The following is a 24,296-nucleotide window of genomic DNA, read 5'->3' on the forward strand; positions in this document are numbered from 1 at the left end:
CAAAGCTGGTTCATTTTCTTCAAGACGCCCGTTTTCGGCTTCTTGGCGTGACATTTTGATGGACGAGCACCGCGCATGAATATGCAGAATTCCTCTGTTATGGCCCCCCCTGCCCCCAAAGGTCTGGGCGAAATGAAGCTTCCGCTTGTAATGATGCGGGACATTCTGCTGAAGACGATTTTTCGCAAAAACGCGAGCACGGTATCAGAAGTCGCCGAAGCCATCTGTCTGCCTGGTTCTGTAACACAGGAACTGGTCGATATCGCGCGCGATCAGAAACTGCTTGAAGCGACCGGGACACTGAACGCCAATAGCGGCAATGAGATGGGATATCAGCTGACCGATGCAGGCAAGGCCCGTGCGCTGGATGCGCTGAGCCAATCCGAATATTTCGGCGCAATGCCGGTGCCGCTGGATGTCTATCGCGAGCAGGTCAAACGCCAGTCGATCCGAAATATTCAGGTCACGCGAGAGCAACTAGTTGGCGCAATGGGTCACCTGGTTCTGCCCGACAGCCTGCTGGACCATCTGGGCCCGGCGGTCAGTGCGGGCCGATCGATTCTGATGTACGGTCCTCCGGGCAACGGTAAATCCTCAATCTCGAACGGGATCCGGGATGCGTTGGGTGATAACGTCTATGTGCCCTACGCTATCGAATATGCGGGTCAGGTGATCACGGTCTATGACCCGATCGTGCACACGGCGATCGAACAGGAGCCGGACGACCCCAACAGCCTGCGTCGTCGCAAGCGGTTCGATTCTCGCTATGTGCAATGCGAACGCCCTACCGTCGTAACCGGTGGTGAGCTCTCGCTCAGTATGTTGGATCTGGTTTACAATCCGACCGCACGAACCTATCAGGCCCCGTTGCAGCTGAAATCCACCGGTGGCATTTTCATCGTTGATGACCTTGGCCGTCAGGCCGAACCGCCGCAGGCGCTGGTCAACCGTTGGATTGTCCCGCTTGAAGAAAACAAGGATATCCTCGGCCTGCAATCGGGTGAAAAGTTCGAAGTTCCGTTTGACACGCTGGTCATCTTCTCGACCAACTTCCACCCCAATGAGATCTTCGACCAAGCGGCCTTGCGCCGGATCTTCTTCAAGATCAAGATTGACGGCCCCAATCAGGAGAACTTCCTGAAAATCTTTGCCATGGTGGCCCGCAAACGAGGTATGCCGCTGGATGAGGCGGCATTGGTGCACCTGTTGAAGGTCAAGTACCCGACCATCAACAATATTTATGCCAACTACCAACCGATCTTCCTGATCGATCAGATGATCTCGATCTGCGAGTTCGAAGGCATCCCTTATCAGATGAGCCCGGACCTGATTGACCGTGCCTGGGCCAACATGTTCGTAAAAGACGAGAAAATCGTCAAATAACGCCGTGCCAATCCCTCCTCCGGGCGGGTAATCTGCAACCATGACGCAGATTCCCGCTCGGATTGGTACGTGGTTCTCCTCCAAAGGCTGGTCCATCCACCCACATCAGAAAGAGATGTTCGACCGGGCGAAGGAACCGGCAACCCTGCTGATCGCCCCAACCGGTGGCGGCAAGACCATGGCCGGATTTCTGCCTTCCCTGTCCGAACTGGCCGACGGGGACCACAACGGGTTGCATACACTCTATGTCTCGCCGCTCAAGGCGCTGGCGGCGGATATCAAACGTAACCTGCGCACCCCGGTGGATGAGATCGGCCTGCCCATCCGGATCGAGGATCGCACCGGTGACACCTCGGCCACACAGAAAAAACGCCAAAGGGCCGATCCACCCCATATCCTGCTGACCACACCGGAAAGCCTTGCACTGCTGACATCTTACGAAGATGCGCCACGCATGTTCGATGGGGTACAGCGGATCATCGTCGACGAAGTCCACGCACTGGCGGAAAGCAAGCGCGGCGATCAGCTGATGCTGGCCCTGGCACGTCTTCAGCGCCTCAACCCGGGTCTGCGTCGTGTAGGCCTGTCAGCCACGGTCGAAGACCCCGTGGCAATTGCCGGCTTTCTGGCGCGCCACCCAGACCCCTGCCGGATCGTGCAGGCCGATCCCGGCCCGGATCCGGACATCCAGATGCTGGAAACAACGGAAACGCCGCCCTGGTCCGGCGGAGGCGCGGCCTATTCGATTCCGGCTGTGCTGGACCAGATCCGGCGGCACAAGACCACGCTGATCTTTCACAACACCCGCGCGCAGGCCGAAATCTACTTTCACAATCTGTGGCTGGCGAATGACGACGGCCTGCCCATCGGCATCCATCATGGCAGCCTTGACCGGCAGCAACGCGAGCGGGTCGAGGCCGCGATGGTGCGTGGCGAATTGCGCGCCATTGTCTGCACCGGCAGCCTCGATCTGGGCATTGATTGGGGCGATGTCGATTTGGTGATTCAGATCGGTGCGCCCAAGAACGTCAAGCGGCTGGTGCAAAGGATTGGTCGGGCCAACCACCGCTACAACGCGCCTTCCAAGGCGCTGCTGGTTCCTGCCAACCGCTTTGAGGTTGTCGAATGCGTCGCTGCGCTCGAGGCCGCCAAAGCCCATGACCTGGACGGAGAACCCCGAGGCCCCGGCCCCCGCGATGTGTTGTGCCAGCACATTCTGATTGCGGCCTGTGCCGGGCCCTTTGACGCTGATGATCTATATGCCGAGATGACATCCGCGGGACCTTACGCACAGTTGACCCGATCCGAATTTGACTCCTGTCTGGATTTCTGTGCCACCGGTGGCTACGCCTTGCGCGCCTATGATCGCTGGCAAAGGTTACAGCAGCGCGCCGACGGGCAATGGCAATTGCGCGATCCCCGCGCAGCGTCGCGCATTCGCATGAATTTGGGCACGATTCAGGACACGGATACACTCAAAGTTCGCCTTAAACGCAGCCGTGGTGGTAAACCGTTGGGCGAAGTCGAGGAAGCCTTTGCTGCTTCGCTGACCCCCGGCGATACCTTCCTGATCGGCGGACAGATCGTACGGTATGAGGGTCTGCGTGAAATGGTGGTCGAAGTCAGCCGTCGCGCCGATCGCAAACCAAAGATCGCGACCTTCTCGGGCACGAAATTTGCGACCTCAACGCAACTCAGCGACCGCATTCTGCGCATGTTCGCCCAAACTGACTGGCCGCACCTGCCTTCCCATACGGCTGATTGGCTGGACTTGCAGCGCCAAATGTCCCGCCTGCCTCAACGCGATCGTCTGCTGATCGAAAGCTTTCCAAGCGACGGGCGAGAGCATCTGTGCGTATACGGATTCGCCGGCCGCAACGCGCAACAAACACTGGGGCTGCTGCTGACCAAACGGATGGAGGAAACCGGTTTGGCGCCGCTGGGGTTTGTCGCCACAGACTATGCCACGCTGATTTGGGGTTTGGATGCGGTCACTGACCCACGCCCTTTGTTTCAACCCGAAGCGCTGCGTGACGGGCTGGACACATGGCTGGCAGGCAACGCAGTCATGAAGCGTACCTTTCGCGCGTCGGCCACGATTGCCGGTCTGATCGAACGCAACTTGGCCGGGCAACGTAAAACCGGGCGGCAAGCCACGTTTTCGTCGGATATTCTCTATGACACTTTGCTGAAATATGATCCCGATCATCTGTTGATGCAGATCACCCGCGAAGAAGCCATGCGCGGGTTGGTTGACTTCGGTCGGATCGAGGCAATGCTGGCGCGCATCGGCGACCGCATCGATCAGCTGCGTCTGGACCGCGTTTCCCCACTGGCCGCGCCGCTGTTTCTTGAGGTCGGAAAGGTGCCTGTCAAAGGGGCCGCCGAAGAAAGGCTGCTTGCCGAAGAAAGCGCCCGCCTGCTGGAAGCCGCCGGGTTGGACCAGCTTTGAAGCCCTTGCGCAAGATGTGGAATCAGGTCAAGAACGTATCATGAACGTGTGTGAATTTTCCTTTGCAAACCAGCAACTCGCTGCGTTGCCGTCTGGCGCATTATGGTGGCCGGCGCGGCGACTGCTTTGTGTTTCGGACCTGCATCTGGGAAAATCAGAACGTATGGCCCGACGGGGCGGGGCTACGCTTCCGCCTTATGACAGTCGCGAAACGCTTGACCGGCTGGCGCGCGATCTGGAACACACCAACGCCGAAACCGTCATCTGCCTGGGTGACAGCTTTGACGATCTCGAAGCGGCCCAAACCTTGCCCGACGCAGAAGGGTTGAGGATTGCGACTTTGCAGGCCGGGCGCCAATGGATCTGGATCGAAGGGAATCACGATCCCGGCCCGATCGAGATGGGGGGCTCTCATCTGGTCGAATGGCAGTGCGGCCGTCTTGTCTTTCGTCACATCGCCCAGGATCGGCCGCAAGGTGAAATTTCAGGCCATTTTCATCCGAAAGCACAGATTCGGACAAAAGGAAGGCACATTTCCCGGCCCGCCTTTCTGCTGGACAGAAACCGGCTGATCCTGCCTGCCTACGGAACTTACACCGGGGGGTTGCGCAGTTCGGATCGGGCACTTTCCGATCTCATGGGCTCGGACGCAATGGCCATTCTGACGGGTCCGCAACCACAGATGATCCCAATGCCGCGTTGAGTTCAGATCAACCCGTCTTCTTCCAACTTCGGTTTGTACTTGCGGCTTACTGGAACCAGATCGCCGTTCATCAGGCGCAAAAAGGTTTTACCCGCTTTTTTTTCAAGCCCAACAATGGACGCGTCTACCACCCAATGTGACCGGTGCGAACAGTGCCCGGGGACCGGCTCCATCTCGGCAATTGCGTCCGTAAAGCGCGAGCGGACCGTGAACGTGCCTTCTGAAGTGACAATATCCACATTGTGGTCCCTGACCGTCAAACGATGGATTTGACCATCGAAGTCAGGCGGCAGACGCCTGATCAGGCGCGGCTTCTCGACGTTCGGGGTCGAGGCCATCAATGGGTTCAGATCATTGCGTTGCACAAGAACCAAACCCGTTGCAAACAGGACCCCATATACCGCTACGGTCTGGGCGCCAGGTACTATGTGGCCCCCGCACGTGAACAGGACCCACGCCAATATCCAAAGGGACGGCGTGAACAGAACCAGGATCAGTGCCGCGAATGCCAGATCACGGACGGGAACATTCAACAGAACAGGGTTTTTCTGCATCAGCTTGCGCGCCAAACCGGTGACTGTCAGGGCAAGGACCATCACCCCGGTCCAGAAAAGAAGACGCAAACCGAAGCTCAGATCCGCGACCAGAAACGGAGGAAACGCGTAGGCAAGCAAGGGAAGAAAGACAAGGCCCGCCGTCACTCGCTGTGGGGTACAAGCATTCCGAATAGTGTTAATCCCAGACGTCATACCGCTTTTGTGCATGACTCAACAAAATTCAACCTTAGCACGACACGCACTGATGCACCTTACCTGTAACCAACTGGGAATACTGGGATATCACGATTTCTCAAGCTGTCAAACCCATTCAAGGCAAAATGGCTACAGCGTGCAACGATTGTCTCGCAGGGTCACGCACAACCGAGGAGTGTGCCGGGCCGATATGATCGACCCGACCAGATTGCCTTACGCCGTCAAACCTTCGGGTTCGGGCAGAGCGTTGGCGCGGCAGCACGCAGTCAAAGTGTTGGCCAACAGGCATGCAATGGTCATTGGACCTACACCACCCGGAACCGGAGTGATGGCGCCAGCACGCTGGGACGCGCTGGCATAGTCCACGTCACCGACCAGCTTGTTCTTTCCGTCGCGTTCGATGCGGTTGATGCCTACGTCGATCACGGTCGCGCCTTCCTTGATCCAGTCACCCGGCACCATCTCGGGGCGGCCAACAGCGGCGACAACGATGTCGGCGCGGCGTACGACATCCGGCAGATCCTTGGTGCGCGAATGCGCGATGGTCACGGTGCAGCTGTCGCCCAGCAGCAGCTGCGCCATCGGTTTGCCCACAATGTTCGAGCGGCCGATCACAACGGCGTCCATGCCGGAAAGCGAACCGTGGTGGTCACGCAGCATCATCAGGCAGCCCAGCGGGGTGCAGGGCACCATCGATTTCTGACCGGTGCCCAGAAGGCCCACGTTCGAAATGTGGAAGCCATCCACATCCTTGGCCGGGTCGATCGAGTTGATCACCAGATCCTCGTTCAGGTGTTTGGGCAGCGGCAACTGAACCAGAATGCCATGCACGGCCGGGTCGTTGTTCAGCTTGTCGATCAGCGCCAGCAGGTCTTCTTCCGACGTCGCGGCGTCCAGTTTGTGCTCGTACGAGTTCATGCCGACTTCAACGGTCATTTTGCCCTTCGAGCGGACATAAACCTGGCTGGCTGGGTCTTCGCCCACAAGAACCACGGCCAGGCCGGGGGTGATGCCGTTTTCTTCTTTCAGCTTTGCGACCTGATCGGCAACTTGACCGCGCACTTTTGCGGCAAAGGCCTTACCGTCGATAACCTGAGCTACCATACTTCGATCCCTTCTTTCAAAAAACGGATCGGGCGCACAGAACGCCCGGTCAGTCAGTCGGTGCCAATCACGCGCTCTTCGCGTGCAATCGACCAGTCAATCAATATGCGCCACAGCTTCTCGGCCAGATCCGGGTCCATCCCCAGCGCGTCCGAGCTTGCACGCACGCGTTGCACCACCTCTTCGACACGTTCCGGGATACGGGCCGGAAGGCCCTCGCCCGGTTTCAGCTGCGACGCGCGGTCGATATAGCTGGCGCGTGTCACCAGCATTTCGATCAGTTGGCGATCCAGCTTGTCGATCTCAGCCCGCAGCTCCTGCATCGTGTTGCAGTTCTGAGGCGGTGTCAGAGTGGGCATCGTCATCTCCTCATGGCCCGGGAATGAATCCCCGGACCACGAGATGTCCTATTCGGCGGCTTAGAACAAGCCCTCGATCTCACCTGCGTCATTGAGGCAGATGGTTTCGGCAGCCGGTTTGCGGGGCAGACCAGGCATGGTCATGATCTCGCCGCAGACGACCACGATGAAGCCCGCGCCCGCGCTCAGGCGTACCTCGCGCACCGGAACCGAATGGCCCGTGGGTGCACCGCGCAGCGATGGGTCGGTCGAGAAGGAATACTGCGTCTTGGCCATGCAGACCGGCAGGTTGCCATATCCGGCTTCTTCCCATTCACGCAGCTGGTTGCGGATCTTGTTGTCAGCCAGAACCTCGTCAGCGCGGTAGATGCGCTTGGCGATGGTTTCGATCTTCTCGAACAGAGGCATATCGTCGGGGTAGATCGGTGCGAAGTTCGCGGTGCCACCTTCGACGATTTCGACGACTTTCTCGGCCAATGGGGCAGACCCTTCGGAACCCAGCTCCCAGTGACGCGATAGAACCGCCTCGACGCCGTGCTCGCCACAATAGTCTTTCACCGCCTGAACTTCGGCATCGGTATCGGTGACGAAGTGGTTGATCGCGACGACAACCGGTACACCGAAGGATTTCACGTTCTCGATGTGACGGCCAAGGTTGGCACAGCCTGATTTGACGGCCTCAACGTTTTCCGCACCCAGATCGGCCTTGGCAACGCCGCCGTTCATCTTCATTGCCCGCACGGTCGCAACCAGCACCACAGCCGACGGGGCAATGCCCGCCTTGCGGCACTTGATGTTCATGAACTTCTCGGCACCCAGATCCGCACCGAAACCGGCTTCGGTCACGACATAGTCGGCAACTTTCAGAGCGGTCTTGGTCGCGATGACCGAGTTACAGCCATGCGCGATGTTCGCAAACGGGCCGCCGTGGACGAAGGCCGGGTTGTTTTCCAGCGTCTGCACCAGGTTCGGCTGCATCGCATCCTTCAGCAGAACGGTCATTGCGCCTTCGGCCTTGATGTCACGGCAGTAGACCGGCGTCTTGTCGCGGCGGTAAGCAACGATGATGTCGCCCAGACGCTTTTCAAGGTCCTTCAGGTCGTTTGCCAGGCAGAGGATCGCCATAACCTCGGACGCCACGGTGATGTCAAAACCAGCTTCGCGCGGGAAGCCGTTCGATACACCACCCAGTGAAGCTGTGATCTGACGCAGGGCACGGTCGTTCATATCGACCACACGGCGCCATGCGACACGGCGGGTGTCGATCTCTTGCTCGTTACCCCAGTAGATGTGGTTGTCGATCATTGCCGACAGCAGCGAGTGCGCCGAGGTGATGGCGTGGAAGTCACCGGTGAAGTGCAGGTTCATCTCTTCCATCGGAACGACCTGCGCATAACCGCCACCCGCGGCGCCGCCCTTCATACCGAAGTTCGGGCCAAGCGAAGCTTCGCGGATACAGATCATCGCGTTCTTGCCGATGCGGTTCAGGCCGTCACCCAGACCCACTGTGGTCGTGGTCTTGCCCTCACCTGCCGGGGTCGGGTTGATTGCAGTCACCAGGATCAGCTTGCCGTCTTCGCGGTCCTGAACCGAGTTGATGAAGTTCTGGCTAACCTTCGCCTTGTCATGGCCGTAAGGCAGCAGATCCGCAGAGTCGATGCCGATCTTGGCACCGATTTCCTGAATCGGCTTTTTGTTCGCTTCGCGGGCGATTTCGATATCGGATTTGTAGCTCATTGGCCGGGGTCCTTGATTGAATACCGTGCAAAACCGACGCGGGGCGTCGGCGCTGTGCATTCCATACCCTTGTGTACAATCCCGATAGCCATGGATTCCGACATTCTGGCGTCGCGAAGCGTCGTAAGTTCGTTTCAGGGGTTTCTAATCGGAAACAAGCCCGTTTTCACAAGCCCAAACAGGTTGATCCGGAACAAACAGTTTCAGCCGGTCCCCCAGTTGAATGCGACCCGGGCGTTCGACCCATCCCGTGACGCCCCGACGCCCGGCCGCCGCAGGTTTGAAAGCTGCGCCATGCCCCGGTTGATCCGCTTCGATCTCGCGCCCCGGCAGAACACAAGGGGCGTTTTCCATGTCCACTGTTATCGTCGCCCCGTTCGTTGCCTGAAGACGCGAGGACGGGGGAATATGAGAGAAATCCGGGATTCCGCGCAGCACAATGGAAGCCCCAAGATAGGACGGGTCAAGCTGATCCAACCCCATGTCCTGCGCAATTTGCTGCAACTCCTCCTCGGACAAAACTGAAAGCTGACGCACGTTGCGAATTTCAGTGCCTTTCGGGTAAAGGTTCGAGACCCGGACACAGGACGCCCGATTGAGGCCTTCGTGGCGCTCACCCTTCACGCCGTCAAAACCCAGATCCAGCGCGTCAACAGCCTTGGCCCGCAAGGAGGTTCCCGCAGGGACATAGCCAAGCCAGACTGCTTCGGCGGCAAATTCGGTTTCACGCAAAAATGGCATAGCCTTCCCGTTTCATCCTTTTTCTTGCGCGCATATTGCCCGGCAAAACACCGATGAAAAGAAAAAAGACCCGGACTATGCGCCGGGTCTTTTTTGACTATGCGGTGGGTTCAGGCTCCATCCCGCCATCGGGCGGAGATTTCTTGGCCTTTGTCTTGGGAATGGCCGTGACACTGGGCGCGCTGCCTTCATCCGGCTTGTCGCCTTCATCATCCTCGCTGGGTGATTCACCATTCATAACGCGCTTGATCTCATCACCCGTCAGGGTTTCGTATTCAAGCAGGCCCTGCGCCAGGCGTTCCCATGCTTCGTGCTGTTCGGTCAGAATCTGGTGCGCGCGCTCATAACCCTGCTGGATAAGGCGCTTCACCTCTTCTTCGATCAGCTCTTTCGTATGGGCCGACACCGAGAACCCTGCGGTGTTGCCCTGATAGCCTTCATGCGCCTCGGCATAGTCGATGTTGCCAACCTTGTCCGACATGCCCCAGCGCATCACCATGGCACGCGCCAGCTGACTGGCCTGCATGATATCTCCGGCCGGGCCGTTCGAAACGTGGTCTTCACCGTATTTGATGACCTCGGCGGCTTTGCCGGCCATGGTCATGGCCAGCTTTTGCTCACACTCATCACGGTGGTAGTTCAGGCGATCCATTTCAGGCAGCGAAACCACCATACCCAGCGCACCACCGCGCGGAATGATCGTGGCTTTGTAGACAGGATCGCACAACGGCAGGGTCAGGCCGACAACGGCATGGCCGGCCTCGTGATAGGCTGTCTTTTCCTTCTGGTCCTGGGTCAGCACCATCGAGCGGCGCTCGGCGCCCATCATCACCTTGTCCTTGGCGTTCTCAAAGTCTTCCATGGTGACAAAGCGGCGACCCACGCGGGCGGCCATCAAAGCAGCCTCGTTCACGAGGTTCGCCAGATCGGCACCCGAGAAGCCCGGCGTGCCGCGAGCAATGATGCGCAGATCGACATCGGGGCCCAAAGGTGTCTTGCGTGCGTGCACGCCAAGAATCTTCTCACGGCCTTTGATGTCGGGGTTGCCAACGGTCACATTACGGTCAAAGCGGCCTGGACGCAGCAGTGCGGGATCCAGAACATCCTTACGGTTGGTGGCCGCCAGAATGATCACGCCTTCATTGGCCTCAAAGCCGTCCATCTCAACCAGCAACTGGTTGAGGGTCTGTTCGCGTTCGTCATTACCACCGCCGTAGCCAGCGCCACGATGGCGACCCACCGCGTCGATCTCGTCTATAAAGACGATACAAGGCGCATTCTTCTTGGCCTGTTCAAACATGTCCCGGACACGGGATGCACCGACACCCACGAACATCTCGACAAAGTCGGACCCTGAAATAGTGAAGAACGGCACACCCGCCTCACCCGCGATGGCACGGGCCAGCAAGGTCTTACCGGTGCCCGGAGGTCCGACCAGCAGCGCGCCCTTGGGGATCTTACCGCCAAGGCGGCTGAACTTCTGTGGATTGCGCAGGAATTCGACGATCTCTTCCAGTTCTTCCTTGGCCTCGTCGATGCCCGCGACGTCGTCAAATGTGACGCGGCCATGCTTTTCGGTCAGCATTTTGGCCTTGGACTTGCCAAAGCCCATCGCACCGCCTTTGCCGCCGCCCTGCATCCGGTTCATGAAATAGACCCAGACACCGATCAGCAACAGGAACGGCAACAGCGTGATCAGGAAAGACTGGAAGCCCGACTGCTGTTGCTTGACCGCTTGAACCGGGATGTTCTCATCGATCAAAAGCTTGGTGACCTCGGCATCGCCGGGTTTGATCGTGACGTAAGTTGCACCGCTCTCGGTCGTATAGCGGATCTGTTCACCATCCAGCGTCACGTTCTTGACTTCACCGCCTTGCACGGCGCCGACGAAATCGGAGTAAGTTCTTTCATTGCTCTGAAGCGTTCCGCCCGGTCCACTGAACAGATTGAACAGTGCAAGGATTAGCAGGAACAGAACGACCCAAAACGCGATATTGCGAGCGTTGCCCAAGGAAATTCTCCCAAAAGTTCCGGCAGGTGAGGAGCTGCCAAGTTACCTCTTAAAATAGAGAGGATTGTGGTATGTTCAATGCGATAAAAAAGATGCGTGGAACTCGGGCCATTCCGGCGTCGTGTCCGCGCGCCATCCATTCGCGAATCCCGCAAGCGGAGCAGCCAGCACCACGCCCCCCTTCCAGACCGCGGGCGTCGCACTCAAGGCCAGCCTGGGCCGGCCTGTTTCGCGCCATTCAGGCACCTGTCGCAGCCCGTCTTCACCCAGAGCGCGGATCTCGGCACCGGAAATTTCGGGACCGGTCAAGACCCATTTGCCATCCCAAACTTCGTCACGTGCTGAAATCCGAGCCTCCACGGCCTTGAATTCCCTGCAAATCCAAACACTCATCCCTTCCGGGACCAACAGGCAACCGCTGAGCGACCCTGCCCGCCCGTCGGTTATGGCCTTCATGGCCTGCTCGACCGCCGCCTGACGCGGGGGATATCCCTGCCCTGCGATCCAGGCAAGGCATCCAAGCAACACGCGGCGTCGGATTTCCTTGGGCAATGCGGCAAAACCGGCCCTGTTCACCTTCACGTCGCATTGTTCGATCTGGGCGACATTGCGTGCGGATTCCTGCGCAAAAACGCCCAGGGCTGCATTGGCCTGCGCCAGATTGTCGGCCACTCGCGACAGTGAAAGCGCATCAATTCCCAGTGGTTTGAGGCCGGACATGGCCTCTCGTGCCTTGATCCGGTCGAAACGAGGGTCCTGATTCGACGGGTCTTCGACCCATGTTGCGCCGATACCGGTCAGGTAGGCTCTCAGATCCTTGCGTGTGATCCCCAGCATTGGCCGCAGCAATGTCACCCCTTCCCATTGCCGACTTGCCGACATGCCGGACAGTCCCGTGACACCTGATGAACGACCCAATCGCATCAGCAACGTTTCCGCCTGATCATCTGCCGTGTGCCCCAACGCGATGGCGTCGATTCCGCGCTGTTGCGCCCAACCGGCAAGCAGGCTGTAACGCGCCTTGCGGGCCTCGTCCTGAACATTGCCCGATCCGTCCCAACCCGCCCAATGCAAAATGTCATGCGGCAGCCCCAAAGCAGCGGCCTGGCGCGACACTGTCACGGCCTCCTGCGCTGCGTCGGGGCGCAAGCCGTGATCGACCGTGGCCACAAAAAGGGCGATCTCTTCGTTTTGGGCGACTTGATGCAAAAGATGCATCAACGCCACGGAATCCCCACCGCCCGAGACCGCCACGCCCAGTTTAGGCGGAAGCCTTTCGGGAAGCCGGGCGCGAAGCTCTGCAAGCAGGTTTTCGCTGTGACGGTTCAAGAACACCCCAGCGCAGACATCTCTTGCGTCGCATCCGCAAATGCCGGTGCGGATGGAAAGCGCACGCCAACTTCATTGAGCGTGATGCAGGCCTGATCGGTCTGCCCCAGACGCCCCAGCGCCGCGCCCAACTCGAACAGCGCCTCGGGGGCAAATGCGCCTTCGGAATCTCCGGTAAAGCTTGCCAAAAACGCCCGTGCCGCTTCGCGGGTGTCGCCAAGGCCTTCGAGCGCATGACCCCGTTTCAGATTCGCTTCGGGCGCCAGGGGGCTGCCAGGATAGTTCGCATCAAACTGCGCAAACAAATCAGCCGCAGTCTGGTAATTCCCATCGGCCAGTGCTTGCGATGCCGCGTCGAAATCCGCCCGCTCGCCCACGGCCAGTTCACCCTGATCGGTTTGGGATGGCGTGGCAGGCGTGATGACGGCCGTACCTACATCTGTGCCCTCTCCGCCCAGTGTGCTGGTCGGTTCGCCTGAAATCTCGCAGTTTGCCTCAAGCTCGCACAGGCGGAACTCCAGATCTCCGATGCGATTGGTGCCGTCTGAGACGATGTTTTGCACACGCTGGTTAAGCTGCTCGGTCTGACTGGTCAGGCGTTGCAGTTCCGCTTCAATGGCGTCAACCCGATCGAGAACCGAACTGCCGGACAAGTTTGGCGCGGGCGATCCTGTGGTGGAAAACTCACGCTTCAGACGCTGAATTTCCACATGCAGCACCGTCAGCTCCTGACGTATGTCGGCCAGGGTTTGCTGATCCTGTGCCTGTGCAACACCGGCTGTCGCCATGACCGCCGCCAATACCCATCCTGCCATACGCATTGTCTTACCCCAGTGTTGATCCGGTCAGCACAGTCACTGCGCGGCGGTTCTTGGAATAGCATTCCTCAACGCTGCAAATCTCAATTGGGCGCTCCTTGCCGTAGCTGACGGTTTTGAGACGGTTGCCAGCAACACCGCGCGAAATCAGATACTCACGAGCAGCATTTGCGCGACGCGCACCCAGCGCAAGGTTATACTCGCGCGTACCCTGCTCGTCCGCGTGACCTTCGATCGTGGCAACAAAATCCGGATTGGCCAGAAGCCAGTCCGCTTGCCCTTGCAACACGGTCTGCGCCTGTGGTGTCAGGGTGGACTGGTCCACGGCGAACAGAACACGATCCCCGACGGTCTGCTGGAAATACGCAGGCGAACGCGGGTCACTGGGCGAGCCCGGTACGATTGCGCCTGTGCCACCAGCACCGCTTCCGCCCAAGGCGGATGGGTCATTGTTCGTACAGGCGGCGATCACACTCAGCGCGCCCAACGCCAGGACTTTGCTCAATACATTCATTTCAAGTGCCTCGTGTTTTGATTGTTGCCGCCTGTCTACCACAGGGACGATTCGTTGTGAACTTTGCTGCGATCAATTCTGTAGTGGGCCCCATGACGGATCACTGCCGCCATCCGGTGTACGCACCGGGCGCAGGTTGCGGCCCGAGATATCCACCGAATACAGCGAGGCCCGGCCGCTGGCGCCCTGCGTTTCACGGGTGAACATGATGACGCGGCCATTGGGCGACCAGGTTGGGCCTTCATCCAGAAACGAGGCGGTCAACAAGCGTTCCTCTGATCCGTCCGTGCGCATCACCCCGATGTGGAAGCGGCCCTGATTTTGCTTGGTAAAGGCAATCAGATCGCCGCGCGGCGACCATACCGGCGTGCCATAACGACCCGAGCCAAAGCTGATCCGCGTGGCCTCGCCGCCATTCGCGGGCATCACGTAAAGCTGCGGCGTGCCCGAACGGTCGCTTTCAAACACGATCCGGCTGCCATCCGGCGAATAGCTGGGGGCGGTTTCAATCGCTGGCGTGTTGGTCAGACGCGTGCTTTGCCCCGACGCCAGATCCATTTTCCACAGGTCCGTGTTTCCCCCCTGAATCAAGGAATACACGATCGACCGGCCATCCGGCGAAAAGCGGGGCGAGAAGCTCATGGTTCCGTCCTGCGTCTTCAGTTCCTGTCGTTTGACGCGGCCCACATCCAGAACATAGATGCGCGGGCTGCCGCTTTCATAGCTGGTGTACAGCAACCGATCGCCAGTAGGCGAAAAGCGCGGCGCCAGAACGATTGCGGCACTGTCGGTCATGTACTGCACGTTCGCCCCATCATAATCCATGATAGCCAGACGTTTCAGGCGTTGGTTTTTCGGTCCACTTTCCGAAACAAAGGCCACGCGGCTGTCAAAATAACCGCCCTCGCCTGTAATCCGGCTGTACACCTGATCTGCCACTTTGTGGGCCATGCGCCGCCAGCCCTCGGTGGTGCCTGCCAATTGCAACCCATTGCCCAGCTCCTGACCCGAAAACACATCCCAGACCCGGAACCGAACCGTGAGGTTCTTGCCCGAAACATTGACCGCCCCCGTAATCAGCGCATCGGCATTGATCGCTTTCCAATCGGCAAACTGAACTGGTGCTTCGAAGCTGCTGACCCGACTGATGAAGGCATCCGAAGAGATCTCGCGGAACAACCCGGTTCCTGTCAGATCAGCCGCCACCACGCGCGAGATGTCCTGTGCATATTGCGCCGCTGACGGACCATCGGGAACAAAGTTCGGCACCGCAAAGGGCAATGGTTCGATAATGCCCTGGTCCAACTCCAGTCGCAGGGGACCGTTCTGTGCAAGAACCGGCGCAGACATCAGCGTCAGGCCGACAAAGAGGCTGGTCAGAAGTTTCATCATTTGATCCGCATCCTCTCGGGATTGAATGTAATCTCAACATCCTGCCAATGAGCGTATTTGTCAGCAGGCAAATCATATCCTCTGGCCCCGCAGCGCAAAATCGCGCGCCGGGCGGCCTGATAAGCCTGATTGGCCGCACCAGCAGACCCACCAGAACTGTCCAGCATCCGAATGCTGCCATCCACAACCGTACCATCACGGTTTAGCGAAAAAGCCACAACGACCACAGTACTCAGTGCATCCGTAGACAAAGAGCCCACATTCCAGCACTTGGACACGGCCAATCGCATCGCGTCCTTCTCGCCGCTGGTCAGCGGTGGGCCGGATGGCTGGGTTCCACTGCCCAAGGCTTCGGCCAAAGCGTCATTGATCGCGGCCTCGTCGGCTTGCGCGTCAGGTTCGGGCGCCGCCTCGGGCGTCTCTGCCACAACGGGTTCGGGCGGTGGGCTTGGGCGGTTCGGACGCACCCGCGGTCGCGGTGACGTAAGCGGAGACTGCTCTTTGGTTTCCTCTGCCTCGGTCACGATCTCGGGGGCCGCTTCTTCCGGCGCGGTCTGATCCTGTTGTTCTTGCTGAACCTCGGCGCCCTCGTCCAGAGACACCGGCGGCGTTTCGAAATCATCCGGTTTTGCCTCGGGCGGTGGTGGCGCCATGGCCTCGGGGGCAACACGATCGGACGGGCGCGGCTGCGCCTCGGGCCCCGGAGGCACCGGCTGTGCGACAGGTTCGACCTCGGGCGCTGTCAGTACCGGCAGCTCATCCGGCACGTCCGGTTCCGGCGGTGCTTCGACGATAACGGGGGCAGGCTCGGGTTCGGGTTCGGCAGGCACGACGGGTTCAGGGCGGGGTTGTTCCTCGACCACAGGTTCTGGCGGCGTGCTATCAGCCTGTGGTTCGGGCGGTTGTTGCAATGCCGTCGGCACCTCCGGGATATCAGGCGCATCCCGCTGGGCCGTCATGGCCGCGAATTGTTCAGCGGTTATCACGGACACATCCTGTACGGCCATCGGCAAAGGCTCGGACCGGAAGGTACCGCCGAAAAGCGCCGCTCCGATCAGGCTGACATGCGCAATCGCCGAAATCTTGGTGCCGGTATCCACCGTGCGCCCTCACTCTCCACCTTCGTCCAGCGTCGGCCCGCCCGTATCGGTCACAAGCCCAACGTTGGAAAACCCGCCCGCGTTCAGCGCGCCCATGACCTGCATGACCTGCGCGTAAGGAATCGCGCCATCGGCGCGCAGGAAAACCCGGTCACTGCTCCGCTCTGCGGCGATGGCCCGCAGCTTGCCGATCAGTTCCTCGCGCAACACGTCAGTTGTCTGGATCTGCACACGTCCATCTGCCGTCAGGGTTACGGTCAAAGGTTCTTCATTGTCACCGGGCAAAGCACTGGCGGCGGTCTTGGGCAGATCTACCGGAACACCGACCGTCAGCAATGGCGCGGCCACCATGAAGATAATCAGCAAAACCAGCATGACATCCACAAACGGTGTCACGTTGATCTCGGCCATGGGTTGCGCACGACCGCGACGCCGACCGCGTCTGCGCCCGTTTCCACCCGAGGATTGCTGAACCGCCGCGCCCATTGTCAGCTGTCCAACTGGCGCGACAGGATGGTCGCGAACTCGTCAGCAAAGGCCTCATAGCCGCCCACGATGCGGTCACAGTCTGCACTGAGCTTGTTGTAGAAAATAACCGCCGGGATCGCGGCCAGAAGGCCGAGCCCCGTTGCCAATAGTGCCTCGGCAATACCCGGGGCCACGACCGCCAGGTTGGTATTCTGCTGTTCGGCGATTTCAATAAACGCATTCATGATGCCCCAGACGGTACCAAACAGGCCGATGAACGGCGCAGTCGATCCAACCGTGGCCAGTATGGGCAGACCTTTCTGCAAGGTCTCTGCCTCTTTCGCTATGGCCACATCCATGGACCGGTCTATCCGCGCGGTCGCTCCGGCAATCAATCCGCCATCATTTCGGTGCGACCTGCGCCATTCGATCATTCCGGCCGCAAAAATCTTTTCAGAACTGCCATCCGGCTGGGTTCCGATCTGCTCGAACAGCTCGTCCAAAGGGTTGCCGGACCAGAAGCTCTCGTCAAATGCCTGCGCCTCGCGACGGGCCGCGCGGTAATTTATCAGCTTCTGGATAATGATGCCCCAGGACCAGATGGATGCACCGATCAGCATCAACATCACCAATTTGACGATAAAGGTCGCGCGGGCATACAGCCCCCACATGGAGAAATCGATCTCCTGCGCCAGCGCCAGCGTTTCAGCTTCCATGAACCTGCTCTTTGTTTTTGCCTGACGGCCGTTTGTTTGGCCTTGTTTTGCCAAACGCTAACGCAGTTGGGGCTGAAATGCCAATAGAACCACCCCTGACCCGCAAATTGTTACATCAATGCGCGAATCTCTGCCGGAAGCCGGATCGGCCTGCCATCCTTGTTGATACACACGGCAGTGACCGAGGCGCGAAAAATCTCGGTCTCGCCACGCCGGACCAGCTGCGCCATGGTCAGCCGCACACCCGAGATTTCCGTGACTTCGGTTTCGACGATCAGTTCGTCATCGAACCTGGCTGGCGAAAGGTAATCGGCCTCGACCCGCCGCACGACCCAAACAATGCCTTCTTCCCGCATCGCGTTCTGGTCATTGCCCAGATTGCGCACCCAATCCGAACGCGCACGTTCGATATACCGCAGATAGTTCGCGTGATAGACGACGCCGCCCATGTCGGTGTCTTCATAATATACACGAACCGGGTAGGAATGTTTCATTGCGGTGGCTCCAACCGGGCAAACAACCTGAGCGCATGAGACGCATCCTGCGCCGAACCGGGCAAAACCGGATCGTAAGCAGCCCGAATCAACGCAGCAATATCGGGGCGCAGGATCGTCGTTTCGCCCGCCACGGCCAGCGGAGATTGCGTCCGAAACGCAGTATCGGACCAAAGCAGGATGGTCTGCACCACCTGGCTCAGCGCCAGCGTTTCCGCCGGTATCTTGGACAACTGCTTGTCCATGCGCAGAAAAACAAAAGCCGCGCGGATCGCACCGTCTTCTTCGAACCGGAAGATGCGGTACTGGTTTGCATCCGCTTCAACCAAGCGCCCGACCAACGGTGCCAGATCCGGGATCAGACGATCAAGATCCGGCACGTCCAGCAGCTCTTTCCAATCCCGGAAGAAGAAGACCATGCAGTTGGCACCAAGTTCGGGGTCGGTTTCGGCCATTTTGTGACCGGCCAAGGTGAAAACCGCCTCGAAGGCGCCCTTCACAGTGGACAGCGTTTCATCTTCAACGCCAAACACAATCGGCACGATGGGTCGTCCCCAACGGGCAAACAGAAACTCACCGCTTTCGCGCGTGAACAGCGCCTCAATCTCTTCCGGTGTCACGGTCAAGCCTTCATCTTTTCGAAAATACTCTCGCCGAAGGCATAAATTTTCCAAGCGCAAGCTTCAACCGAACAGATCGCTCTGCCGCTTGGGTGCAGCCATGCCCAGATGCGTCCAGGCCTTTTGCGCCAACATCCGCCCACGCGGTGTCCGCTGGATCAACCCCTGTTGCAACAGAAAGGGCTCGATCACTTCTTCCAGCGAGTCCCGGCTTTCAGACAGCGCGGCTGACATCGTTTCGATCCCGACAGGACCACCACCGTAATTTTCGGCGATCAGTTTCAGATATCGGCGGTCCGCACCATCCAGCCCCAAATGGTCCACACCCAGCCGCGTCAAGGCTCCGTCAGCCAGTTCGCGGGTGATCCGCCCATCTCCTTCGACAATGGCGAAGTCCACCACCCGGCGCAGCAGACGTCCGGCGATGCGCGGTGTACCGCGCGACCTGCGCGCAATCTCGCGTGCGCCCTCATCATCTGCCGGAGCGCCGAGTTTCCGCGCGTTTCGGGTGACGATCTCATGCAGTTCATCCACGGTGTAGAACTGCAACCGGGTCGGAATACCAAACCGGTCGCGCAAAGGTGTGGTCAGCAAACCCATGCGCGTCGTGGCCCCGACAAGCGTGAAGGGTTGCAACTCGATCCGAACCGTTCGCGCAGCGGGCCCCTCGCCGATCACCAGATCAAGCTCGAAATCCTCCATCGCGGGGTAAAGCACCTCTTCCACCGCCGGGTTCAGGCGGTGGATTTCGTCGATGAACAGGACATCACGCGCTTCGAGATTGGTCAGGATCGCAGCCAGATCGCCCGCTTTCGCCAGAACCGGCCCGGACGTCATGCGAAAATTCACCCCCAGTTCACGCGCCATGATTTGCGCCAGCGTCGTCTTGCCCAACCCCGGAGGGCCATGGAACAACGTGTGATCCATCGCCTCGCCCCGCTGGCGGGCGGATTGGATGAAGATGCGCAGATTGGCGCGCGCCTCGGCCTGACCGATGAACTCATCCAAGCCCTGCGGGCGCAATGCGCGGTCGTTGTCCTCGGGCAATGGGTCCGGGCGCACAGTGGGATCAGCGTCTACCATTCATTCAGCCTTTCGGAGCCAGCAATTGCAGGGCGGCACGGATCAAACCCGCTTCGTCTGCATCCGGGTTGTTGGCGGCGGCCTCGGCAACCGCGGCTGCTGCATCCGACGGCCCATAACCCAGATTGGACAAGGCAGACAGCGCACCCGCTGATGCCGCAGCGGCCCCAGAGGCTGGTTTTGGCGTCCGCTTCGGAGCAGGCGCTGCCTCGACAGGCTCTACAACTTCGATCGAAGGGCCATCCATCGCATCAATCACCGTGCCACCCATGGCCATCACGCCCGGCGCCTTGTCCTTGAGGTCCAGAACGATCCGCTGCGCTGTTTTCGGCCCCACACCTTTCGCCGCCTTGACCGCCGCCCAATCTCCCAGTGCGATTGCGCGGCTGACACCGTCCGGCCCCAGCGCGCTGAGGATCGCCAGAGAGACTTTCGCTCCGACCCCCTGAACCGAGCACAAAAGGCGATGCCATTCTTTCTCGACCAGCGAAAGAAAGCCATAAAGCTGCATCAGGTCTTCGCGCACGACCATGTCCGTATAGATCGAAACCGCCTCGCCCACGCCCGGCAGTGCCGCCATGGTCCGGTCAGAGCAATAGACGATGTATCCCACCCCCCGGACATCGATCAGCACGTGATCTGCGGCGCGATAGTCCAGCCTTCCGGTGAGTTTTCCGATCATGCCCGCACCTCTTTCACACGCACCTGTTGGGTCTTGCCGTAATAGGCATGGCAAATCGCAATCGCCAGAGCATCGGCTGCATCCGCCCCTTTGGGTTGACATCCGGGCAATTGCAGTTTGACCATGTGCAGCACCTGCTCTTTTTCCGCGTGCCCCACACCCACGACCGTTTTCTTGACCCGGTTCGGGGCGTATTCCCCAACCGGCAAACCAGCCTGAGCCAGTGTCAGCAACGCAACCCCACGCGCCTGACCCAGTTTGAGCGTACCGGCACCGTCCTTGTTCACAAAGGTCTGTTCGATGGCTGCCTGGTCCGGTTGGTGATCGGCGATGACTTCGACAATCTGGTTGTGGAGAGACAACAACCGCTCACCCAGATCATCCCCATCCGACTTGCACAAACCGTTGGCCACGTGGCTCAGGCGGCTGCCATTTGATTCGATGACGCCCCACCCCAGGGTCCTAAGCCCCGGATCAATGCCCAGAATTCGCATGTTTTGCCTCGGCCTGCTCGGGTTCTGTGATCTTTTTTCAACGCCTAGCACGAAGCGTGAACATTTTCCAAGCGAATTGACCCAAGGCCTGAAAACGACACCCCTGTCCCAAGGGCGACTCAACGTGCCGTTTGCGACTTCAAAAAGTCTGAATTCGACACTTTTGTGAACGCGTTTTCACCAATTATTTAAGGGGATTACAGCCTTTTGCAGCATTGCAGAAAACGCATAGGACACATGCAAAAACTGAACTTGTGCGGGCGATTTGGCGGCACTAGATGCCGGGCAGATCGCAAGACTGCAAAGTGAACACCAACCAGAAGGAAACAGGATATGGCTGCACTGGACACCACCCGCTTCGCCTCCACTGGCTCGTTCGGCCTCGTTGGCCGTATCGGCGCATTTTTCGTATCGGCCGTGAACGCAGCTGTCGAATGGAATGACGCCCGCGTTACCCGCAACGCGCTGACCGGTCTGAGCGATCGTGAACTGGAAGATATCGGCCTGTGCCGCGGCGACATTGACGCCATCGCCCAAGGTCTCCGGTAATACCGACCACCACTCGCATTCGCCCCTTCCTCCTCCCTTGAGGGGCAAACAAAAACACCGCGCGCCCCGGGCACGCGGTGTTTTTTTTTGGAAACTGAGTCAAATTGAGATTCAGTATAAAACCTTGTTGAGTTGCACGGCAATCGCCTGCGACACCGGGTCGATCTGCATCACCCAGGCACCCGCTTTTTCGACCGATGTGCCTTCGTTCAAACTGTCGATCCGATATTGGTATCCGGTCGGGCCAAGGCTGGACAAAAGAAACGCCTTGAACGCCACAACACTCAGAAGCGTAAGCAACAGCACCCTGGCCGGCACTGCCGAGCTTACCCGCTGCGGCTTCATGACGACCAGGCCATCCTTGCGCATCGTCGCGCGATAGCCACGGCTCATCTTTTGATGTTTTTTGTTCAGGCGATTAACGCGCTGAGTGAACTCCAGTTGTTTACCCGTCATGGCAGCCTCCAAAAACCGCCCCCCTCGACTTCAGTCAGAAAACGGTAAATAGAGAATACGACAAAAACGTGGCAAAATTCCACAAAACTCCTGCAAATGGCCTAGTTTGAGCCCTGTTTCATTAAGATTAGGGTCGTCCACTCACCAATCTCACCTCTATGAGCGAGATTGAATTCATTTTGAGAATAAACCGACACCACGTCATCGGCCTGTTCGTTAAGGACCCCTGACAGGATTGCATAGCCTCCGGGACGCAGATTCGCCGCGATTTCCGGCGAGAGGGCGACCAGAGGACCTTTCAGAATATTGGCAAAGATCAGGTCGTAGGGTGCGTGCGCCCTGAGATCGGGGTGATCGAAACCCGCGGCTTCCACGCACCGTACGGCACCGGACATCCCGTTCGCCTTGAGATTGGCTTCGGCCACGTCAACGGCCACTTCATCAATGTCACTGGCAATGATGTCGCCGTCCCAAACCCGGGCTGCGGCCATGGCCAGAACGGCGGTGCCGCATCCGATATCCGCCACTTTCGTCGCGGTGAAGCCTTCGTCCAGCAATCTGTCAAAGGCCTTGAGGCAACCCAAAGTCGTACCATGGTGGCCGGTGCCAAAGGCCATTGCGGCCTCGATCAGCAATGGAATGCGACCTTCGGGCAGCTTGTCGGCATCATGGCTTCCATAGACAAAGAAACGCCCCGCCTCGACGGGTGCAAGCTCGCGTCGCACATGCGCAACCCAGTCGGTTTCCGGCAGCTCTGAAACAACAAACGGTTTGGCGTCGAACGCCGCGGCCAGAACCGCCAGCGCGGTCTCGTCAGGGGCTTCGGTGAAATATCCGCCGACCTCCCACAGGCCGGATCCGTCTTCGACTTCGAACACACCAACGCCGGTTGGCTCTGGCTCCAGACGTTCCATCGCCTCGCCCAGACCTTCGGCGGCCTTCTTACCTGTCAGCGTCGTCAGTGCGGTGAATGTGGGCATTGGGGCCTCCTGTCTCGATTGACACCGCGCCTAGGACGCCGCGCCGTCAAGGTCAAGCGCCGAGACCTATTCCGCAGGGGCCGGAGCGTATTTGGTCAGGATGGTCTCGTTGCCAGGCTCGGGGTGACGCGGGATCAACAGGGACAACAGCAGCGAAACGATCGCCATCGCCGCGGCCAGGCCAAACACAGCGCCCGGCGACACGACCCAAAGCAGGCCAAGCAAAGCGGGCAAAAACACCGCCGCAATATGATTGATCGTAAAGGCCACCGCAGCGGTCGGCGCGATGTCAGCAGGGTCAGCGATTTTCTGGAAATAGGTTTTCAATGCCAAAGCCAGCGCAAACAGCACGTGGTCGATCACATAAAGGATTGCCGCAAGCAGAACGCCCCAACCGAACCAATAGATGCCGCCATAGGCTGCGAACACGATGGCCAGGCCGGTATATTCAAATATCAGCGTGCGCCGCTCACCGAACTTTGCCACCGCCTTTCCCAGCAATGGGGCGGCCAACATGTTGATCATCAGATTGATCAGATAAAGGCTGGTGAGCTCATGCACTTCAAAGCCGAATTTCTCGACCATCATGAACCCGGCAAAAACGACAAATATCTGCCGCCGCGCGCCTGCCATGAACTGCAATGCATAATACAGCCAATACCGGCGACGCAGGATCAGCTTCTTGGTCTGCGGCGTGGGCGCATCGAATTGCGGATAGGCGAACAGACAGAACAGTGCCAACGCAGCCGTAACTCCACCCGACGCCATGAATACAAAGTTGTAGGACAGATCAAAGCGATCCCAGGTCAGTACGATCAGCCCATACACCACCATGGTCGCCGCCGATCCCATCGCAACCAGCCATCCCAGCACCTGCGGAGCACGATCCTTGGGTAGCCACTGCAATTGAAGCGACTGGTTTACGGTCTCGTAGTAATGGAACCCGATCGAACTGAACAAGGTCACAAACAGCAACCCGCCCAGGCTGGGGAACCACGCGGTCACCGCCGTTGCGACACCAAGCATCATCAGCGAGATCATCGCCAGCACCTGCTCGCGAATGAAAATGATGACGGCAATCACCCCAACCGCCAGAAACCCCGGAATCTCGCGCACCGTGTGCAGCAGACCGATATCCGCGCCATCAAAGTTCGCCACCTCAATAACAAAGTTGTTCAGCAGCGCGCTCCATGCGTTGAACGCAATGGGCATGGTCAGCGCCATCATGAACAACAGCGTGATGGGGCGGCGCCAGAACGGCAGGCTCTGCGCCTCTGTAAGGGGCATGGGTTTCAGCATGAGACCCCTCTACGCCCATTTCGCTGCTTTGGCGAGAGGGAAGCGGTCTGCGCACAATCA

The 24,296-nt window shown here is 59.1% G+C and carries 25 protein-coding genes; 4 read left to right on the forward strand and 21 right to left on the reverse strand.

Going from position 1 to position 24,296, the window contains the following annotated elements; genetic code table 11:
- The first annotated feature begins 75 nt into the window (after positions 1 to 75).
- Genes ACR0LI_RS12650 through pdeM form a run of 3 tightly spaced genes read left to right on the forward strand, consistent with a single transcriptional unit; the run spans position 76 to position 4,538 of the window.
- Positions 76 to 1,383, forward strand: a complete 1,308-nt coding sequence (locus ACR0LI_RS12650; RefSeq protein WP_171636847.1) for an ATPase — start codon at positions 76 to 78, stop codon at positions 1,381 to 1,383.
- Positions 1,384 to 1,423: 40 nt separating this feature from the next.
- Positions 1,424 to 3,835, forward strand: a complete 2,412-nt coding sequence (locus ACR0LI_RS12655) for a ligase-associated DNA damage response DEXH box helicase (RefSeq protein ID WP_480718610.1) — start codon at positions 1,424 to 1,426, stop codon at positions 3,833 to 3,835.
- 40 nt (positions 3,836 to 3,875) lie between these two features.
- Complete coding sequence (gene pdeM, locus ACR0LI_RS12660; RefSeq protein ID WP_480491481.1) at positions 3,876 to 4,538, forward strand: ligase-associated DNA damage response endonuclease PdeM; 663 nt, start codon at positions 3,876 to 3,878, stop codon at positions 4,536 to 4,538.
- Between the two features lie 2 nt (positions 4,539 to 4,540).
- Here the strand turns inward: pdeM and ACR0LI_RS12665 are convergent, their stop codons facing one another.
- The 18 genes from ACR0LI_RS12665 to ruvC form a co-directional block, all read right to left on the reverse strand.
- Positions 4,541 to 5,134, reverse strand: a complete 594-nt coding sequence (locus ACR0LI_RS12665) for a LytTR family DNA-binding domain-containing protein (protein WP_480718611.1) — start codon at positions 5,132 to 5,134, stop codon at positions 4,541 to 4,543.
- Positions 5,135 to 5,503: 369 nt separating this feature from the next.
- On the reverse strand, positions 5,504 to 6,394 hold the full coding sequence (gene folD / locus ACR0LI_RS12670) for a bifunctional methylenetetrahydrofolate dehydrogenase/methenyltetrahydrofolate cyclohydrolase FolD (RefSeq protein ID WP_171636839.1): 891 nt from the start codon (positions 6,392 to 6,394) through the stop codon (positions 5,504 to 5,506).
- 53 nt (positions 6,395 to 6,447) lie between these two features.
- Positions 6,448 to 6,753: a chorismate mutase gene (locus tag ACR0LI_RS12675; protein ID WP_171636837.1), complete on the reverse strand. Its 306-nt coding sequence runs from the start codon at positions 6,751 to 6,753 to the stop codon at positions 6,448 to 6,450.
- Between the two features lie 60 nt (positions 6,754 to 6,813).
- Entirely contained in the window at positions 6,814 to 8,490 is a 1,677-nt protein-coding gene (locus ACR0LI_RS12680) for a formate--tetrahydrofolate ligase (protein ID WP_171170859.1), read from the reverse strand.
- A gap of 144 nt (positions 8,491 to 8,634) precedes the next feature.
- Entirely contained in the window at positions 8,635 to 9,231 is a 597-nt protein-coding gene (locus tag ACR0LI_RS12685) for an MOSC domain-containing protein (protein WP_480491478.1), read from the reverse strand.
- Positions 9,232 to 9,328: 97 nt separating this feature from the next.
- On the reverse strand, positions 9,329 to 11,242 hold the full coding sequence (gene ftsH / locus ACR0LI_RS12690) for an ATP-dependent zinc metalloprotease FtsH (protein ID WP_171636833.1): 1,914 nt from the start codon (positions 11,240 to 11,242) through the stop codon (positions 9,329 to 9,331).
- Positions 11,243 to 11,317: 75 nt separating this feature from the next.
- Positions 11,318 to 12,577, reverse strand: coding sequence for a tRNA lysidine(34) synthetase TilS (gene tilS, locus ACR0LI_RS12695; RefSeq protein WP_480718612.1), 1,260 nt, complete (start codon positions 12,575 to 12,577; stop codon positions 11,318 to 11,320).
- On the reverse strand, positions 12,568 to 13,392 hold the full coding sequence (gene ybgF / locus ACR0LI_RS12700) for a tol-pal system protein YbgF (RefSeq protein ID WP_171636830.1): 825 nt from the start codon (positions 13,390 to 13,392) through the stop codon (positions 12,568 to 12,570). The genes tilS and ybgF overlap by 10 nt, the downstream gene beginning before the upstream one ends.
- A gap of 4 nt (positions 13,393 to 13,396) precedes the next feature.
- The gene (pal, locus tag ACR0LI_RS12705; RefSeq protein WP_152457229.1) at positions 13,397 to 13,903 is read right to left on the reverse strand and encodes a peptidoglycan-associated lipoprotein Pal; all 507 of its coding nucleotides are present in this window, start codon (positions 13,901 to 13,903) and stop codon (positions 13,397 to 13,399) included.
- Between the two features lie 72 nt (positions 13,904 to 13,975).
- The gene (tolB, locus tag ACR0LI_RS12710) at positions 13,976 to 15,295 is read right to left on the reverse strand and encodes a Tol-Pal system beta propeller repeat protein TolB (protein WP_171232590.1); all 1,320 of its coding nucleotides are present in this window, start codon (positions 15,293 to 15,295) and stop codon (positions 13,976 to 13,978) included.
- On the reverse strand, positions 15,292 to 16,395 hold the full coding sequence (locus ACR0LI_RS12715; RefSeq protein ID WP_480718613.1) for an energy transducer TonB: 1,104 nt from the start codon (positions 16,393 to 16,395) through the stop codon (positions 15,292 to 15,294). The genes tolB and ACR0LI_RS12715 overlap by 4 nt, the downstream gene beginning before the upstream one ends.
- A gap of 9 nt (positions 16,396 to 16,404) precedes the next feature.
- Positions 16,405 to 16,881: a protein TolR gene (gene tolR / locus ACR0LI_RS12720; protein ID WP_152457226.1), complete on the reverse strand. Its 477-nt coding sequence runs from the start codon at positions 16,879 to 16,881 to the stop codon at positions 16,405 to 16,407.
- A 2-nt stretch (positions 16,882 to 16,883) separates the two neighbouring features.
- Positions 16,884 to 17,579: a protein TolQ gene (gene tolQ / locus ACR0LI_RS12725; protein WP_152457225.1), complete on the reverse strand. Its 696-nt coding sequence runs from the start codon at positions 17,577 to 17,579 to the stop codon at positions 16,884 to 16,886.
- A gap of 110 nt (positions 17,580 to 17,689) precedes the next feature.
- Positions 17,690 to 18,073, reverse strand: coding sequence for a tol-pal system-associated acyl-CoA thioesterase (gene ybgC, locus ACR0LI_RS12730; protein WP_171636827.1), 384 nt, complete (start codon positions 18,071 to 18,073; stop codon positions 17,690 to 17,692).
- The gene (locus tag ACR0LI_RS12735) at positions 18,070 to 18,693 is read right to left on the reverse strand and encodes a hypothetical protein (protein WP_480718661.1); all 624 of its coding nucleotides are present in this window, start codon (positions 18,691 to 18,693) and stop codon (positions 18,070 to 18,072) included. Before ACR0LI_RS12735 ends, ybgC begins: the two co-directional genes overlap by 4 nt.
- Before the next feature lie 63 nt (positions 18,694 to 18,756).
- Positions 18,757 to 19,776, reverse strand: coding sequence for a Holliday junction branch migration DNA helicase RuvB (ruvB, locus tag ACR0LI_RS12740; protein WP_171229583.1), 1,020 nt, complete (start codon positions 19,774 to 19,776; stop codon positions 18,757 to 18,759).
- Between the two features lie 4 nt (positions 19,777 to 19,780).
- Positions 19,781 to 20,458, reverse strand: a complete 678-nt coding sequence (gene ruvA, locus ACR0LI_RS12745) for a Holliday junction branch migration protein RuvA (protein ID WP_171229582.1) — start codon at positions 20,456 to 20,458, stop codon at positions 19,781 to 19,783.
- Positions 20,455 to 20,952, reverse strand: a complete 498-nt coding sequence (gene ruvC / locus ACR0LI_RS12750; RefSeq protein ID WP_152457220.1) for a crossover junction endodeoxyribonuclease RuvC — start codon at positions 20,950 to 20,952, stop codon at positions 20,455 to 20,457. Before ruvC ends, ruvA begins: the two co-directional genes overlap by 4 nt.
- 333 nt (positions 20,953 to 21,285) lie before the next feature.
- Here ruvC and ACR0LI_RS12755 point away from each other — a divergent pair, with 333 nt between their 5' ends.
- Positions 21,286 to 21,501 (forward strand): DUF1127 domain-containing protein, encoded by a 216-nt coding sequence (locus ACR0LI_RS12755; protein ID WP_171636824.1) that lies wholly within the window; start codon positions 21,286 to 21,288, stop codon positions 21,499 to 21,501.
- Positions 21,502 to 21,612: 111 nt separating this feature from the next.
- Here ACR0LI_RS12755 and ACR0LI_RS12760 read toward each other — a convergent pair whose 3' ends face one another.
- From ACR0LI_RS12760 to ACR0LI_RS12770, 3 genes are all read right to left on the reverse strand, one after another.
- Positions 21,613 to 21,957, reverse strand: coding sequence for a hypothetical protein (locus tag ACR0LI_RS12760; RefSeq protein WP_171636822.1), 345 nt, complete (start codon positions 21,955 to 21,957; stop codon positions 21,613 to 21,615).
- A 101-nt stretch (positions 21,958 to 22,058) separates the two neighbouring features.
- A complete protein-coding gene (locus ACR0LI_RS12765; RefSeq protein WP_480620770.1) occupies positions 22,059 to 22,937 on the reverse strand; it encodes a 50S ribosomal protein L11 methyltransferase in 879 nt (292 codons plus the stop codon).
- A 66-nt stretch (positions 22,938 to 23,003) separates the two neighbouring features.
- Positions 23,004 to 24,236: an MFS transporter gene (locus ACR0LI_RS12770; RefSeq protein WP_171724443.1), complete on the reverse strand. Its 1,233-nt coding sequence runs from the start codon at positions 24,234 to 24,236 to the stop codon at positions 23,004 to 23,006.
- Positions 24,237 to 24,296: the final 60 nt, after the last annotated feature.

This window comes from Ruegeria sp. CL7 (assembly GCF_056536445.1).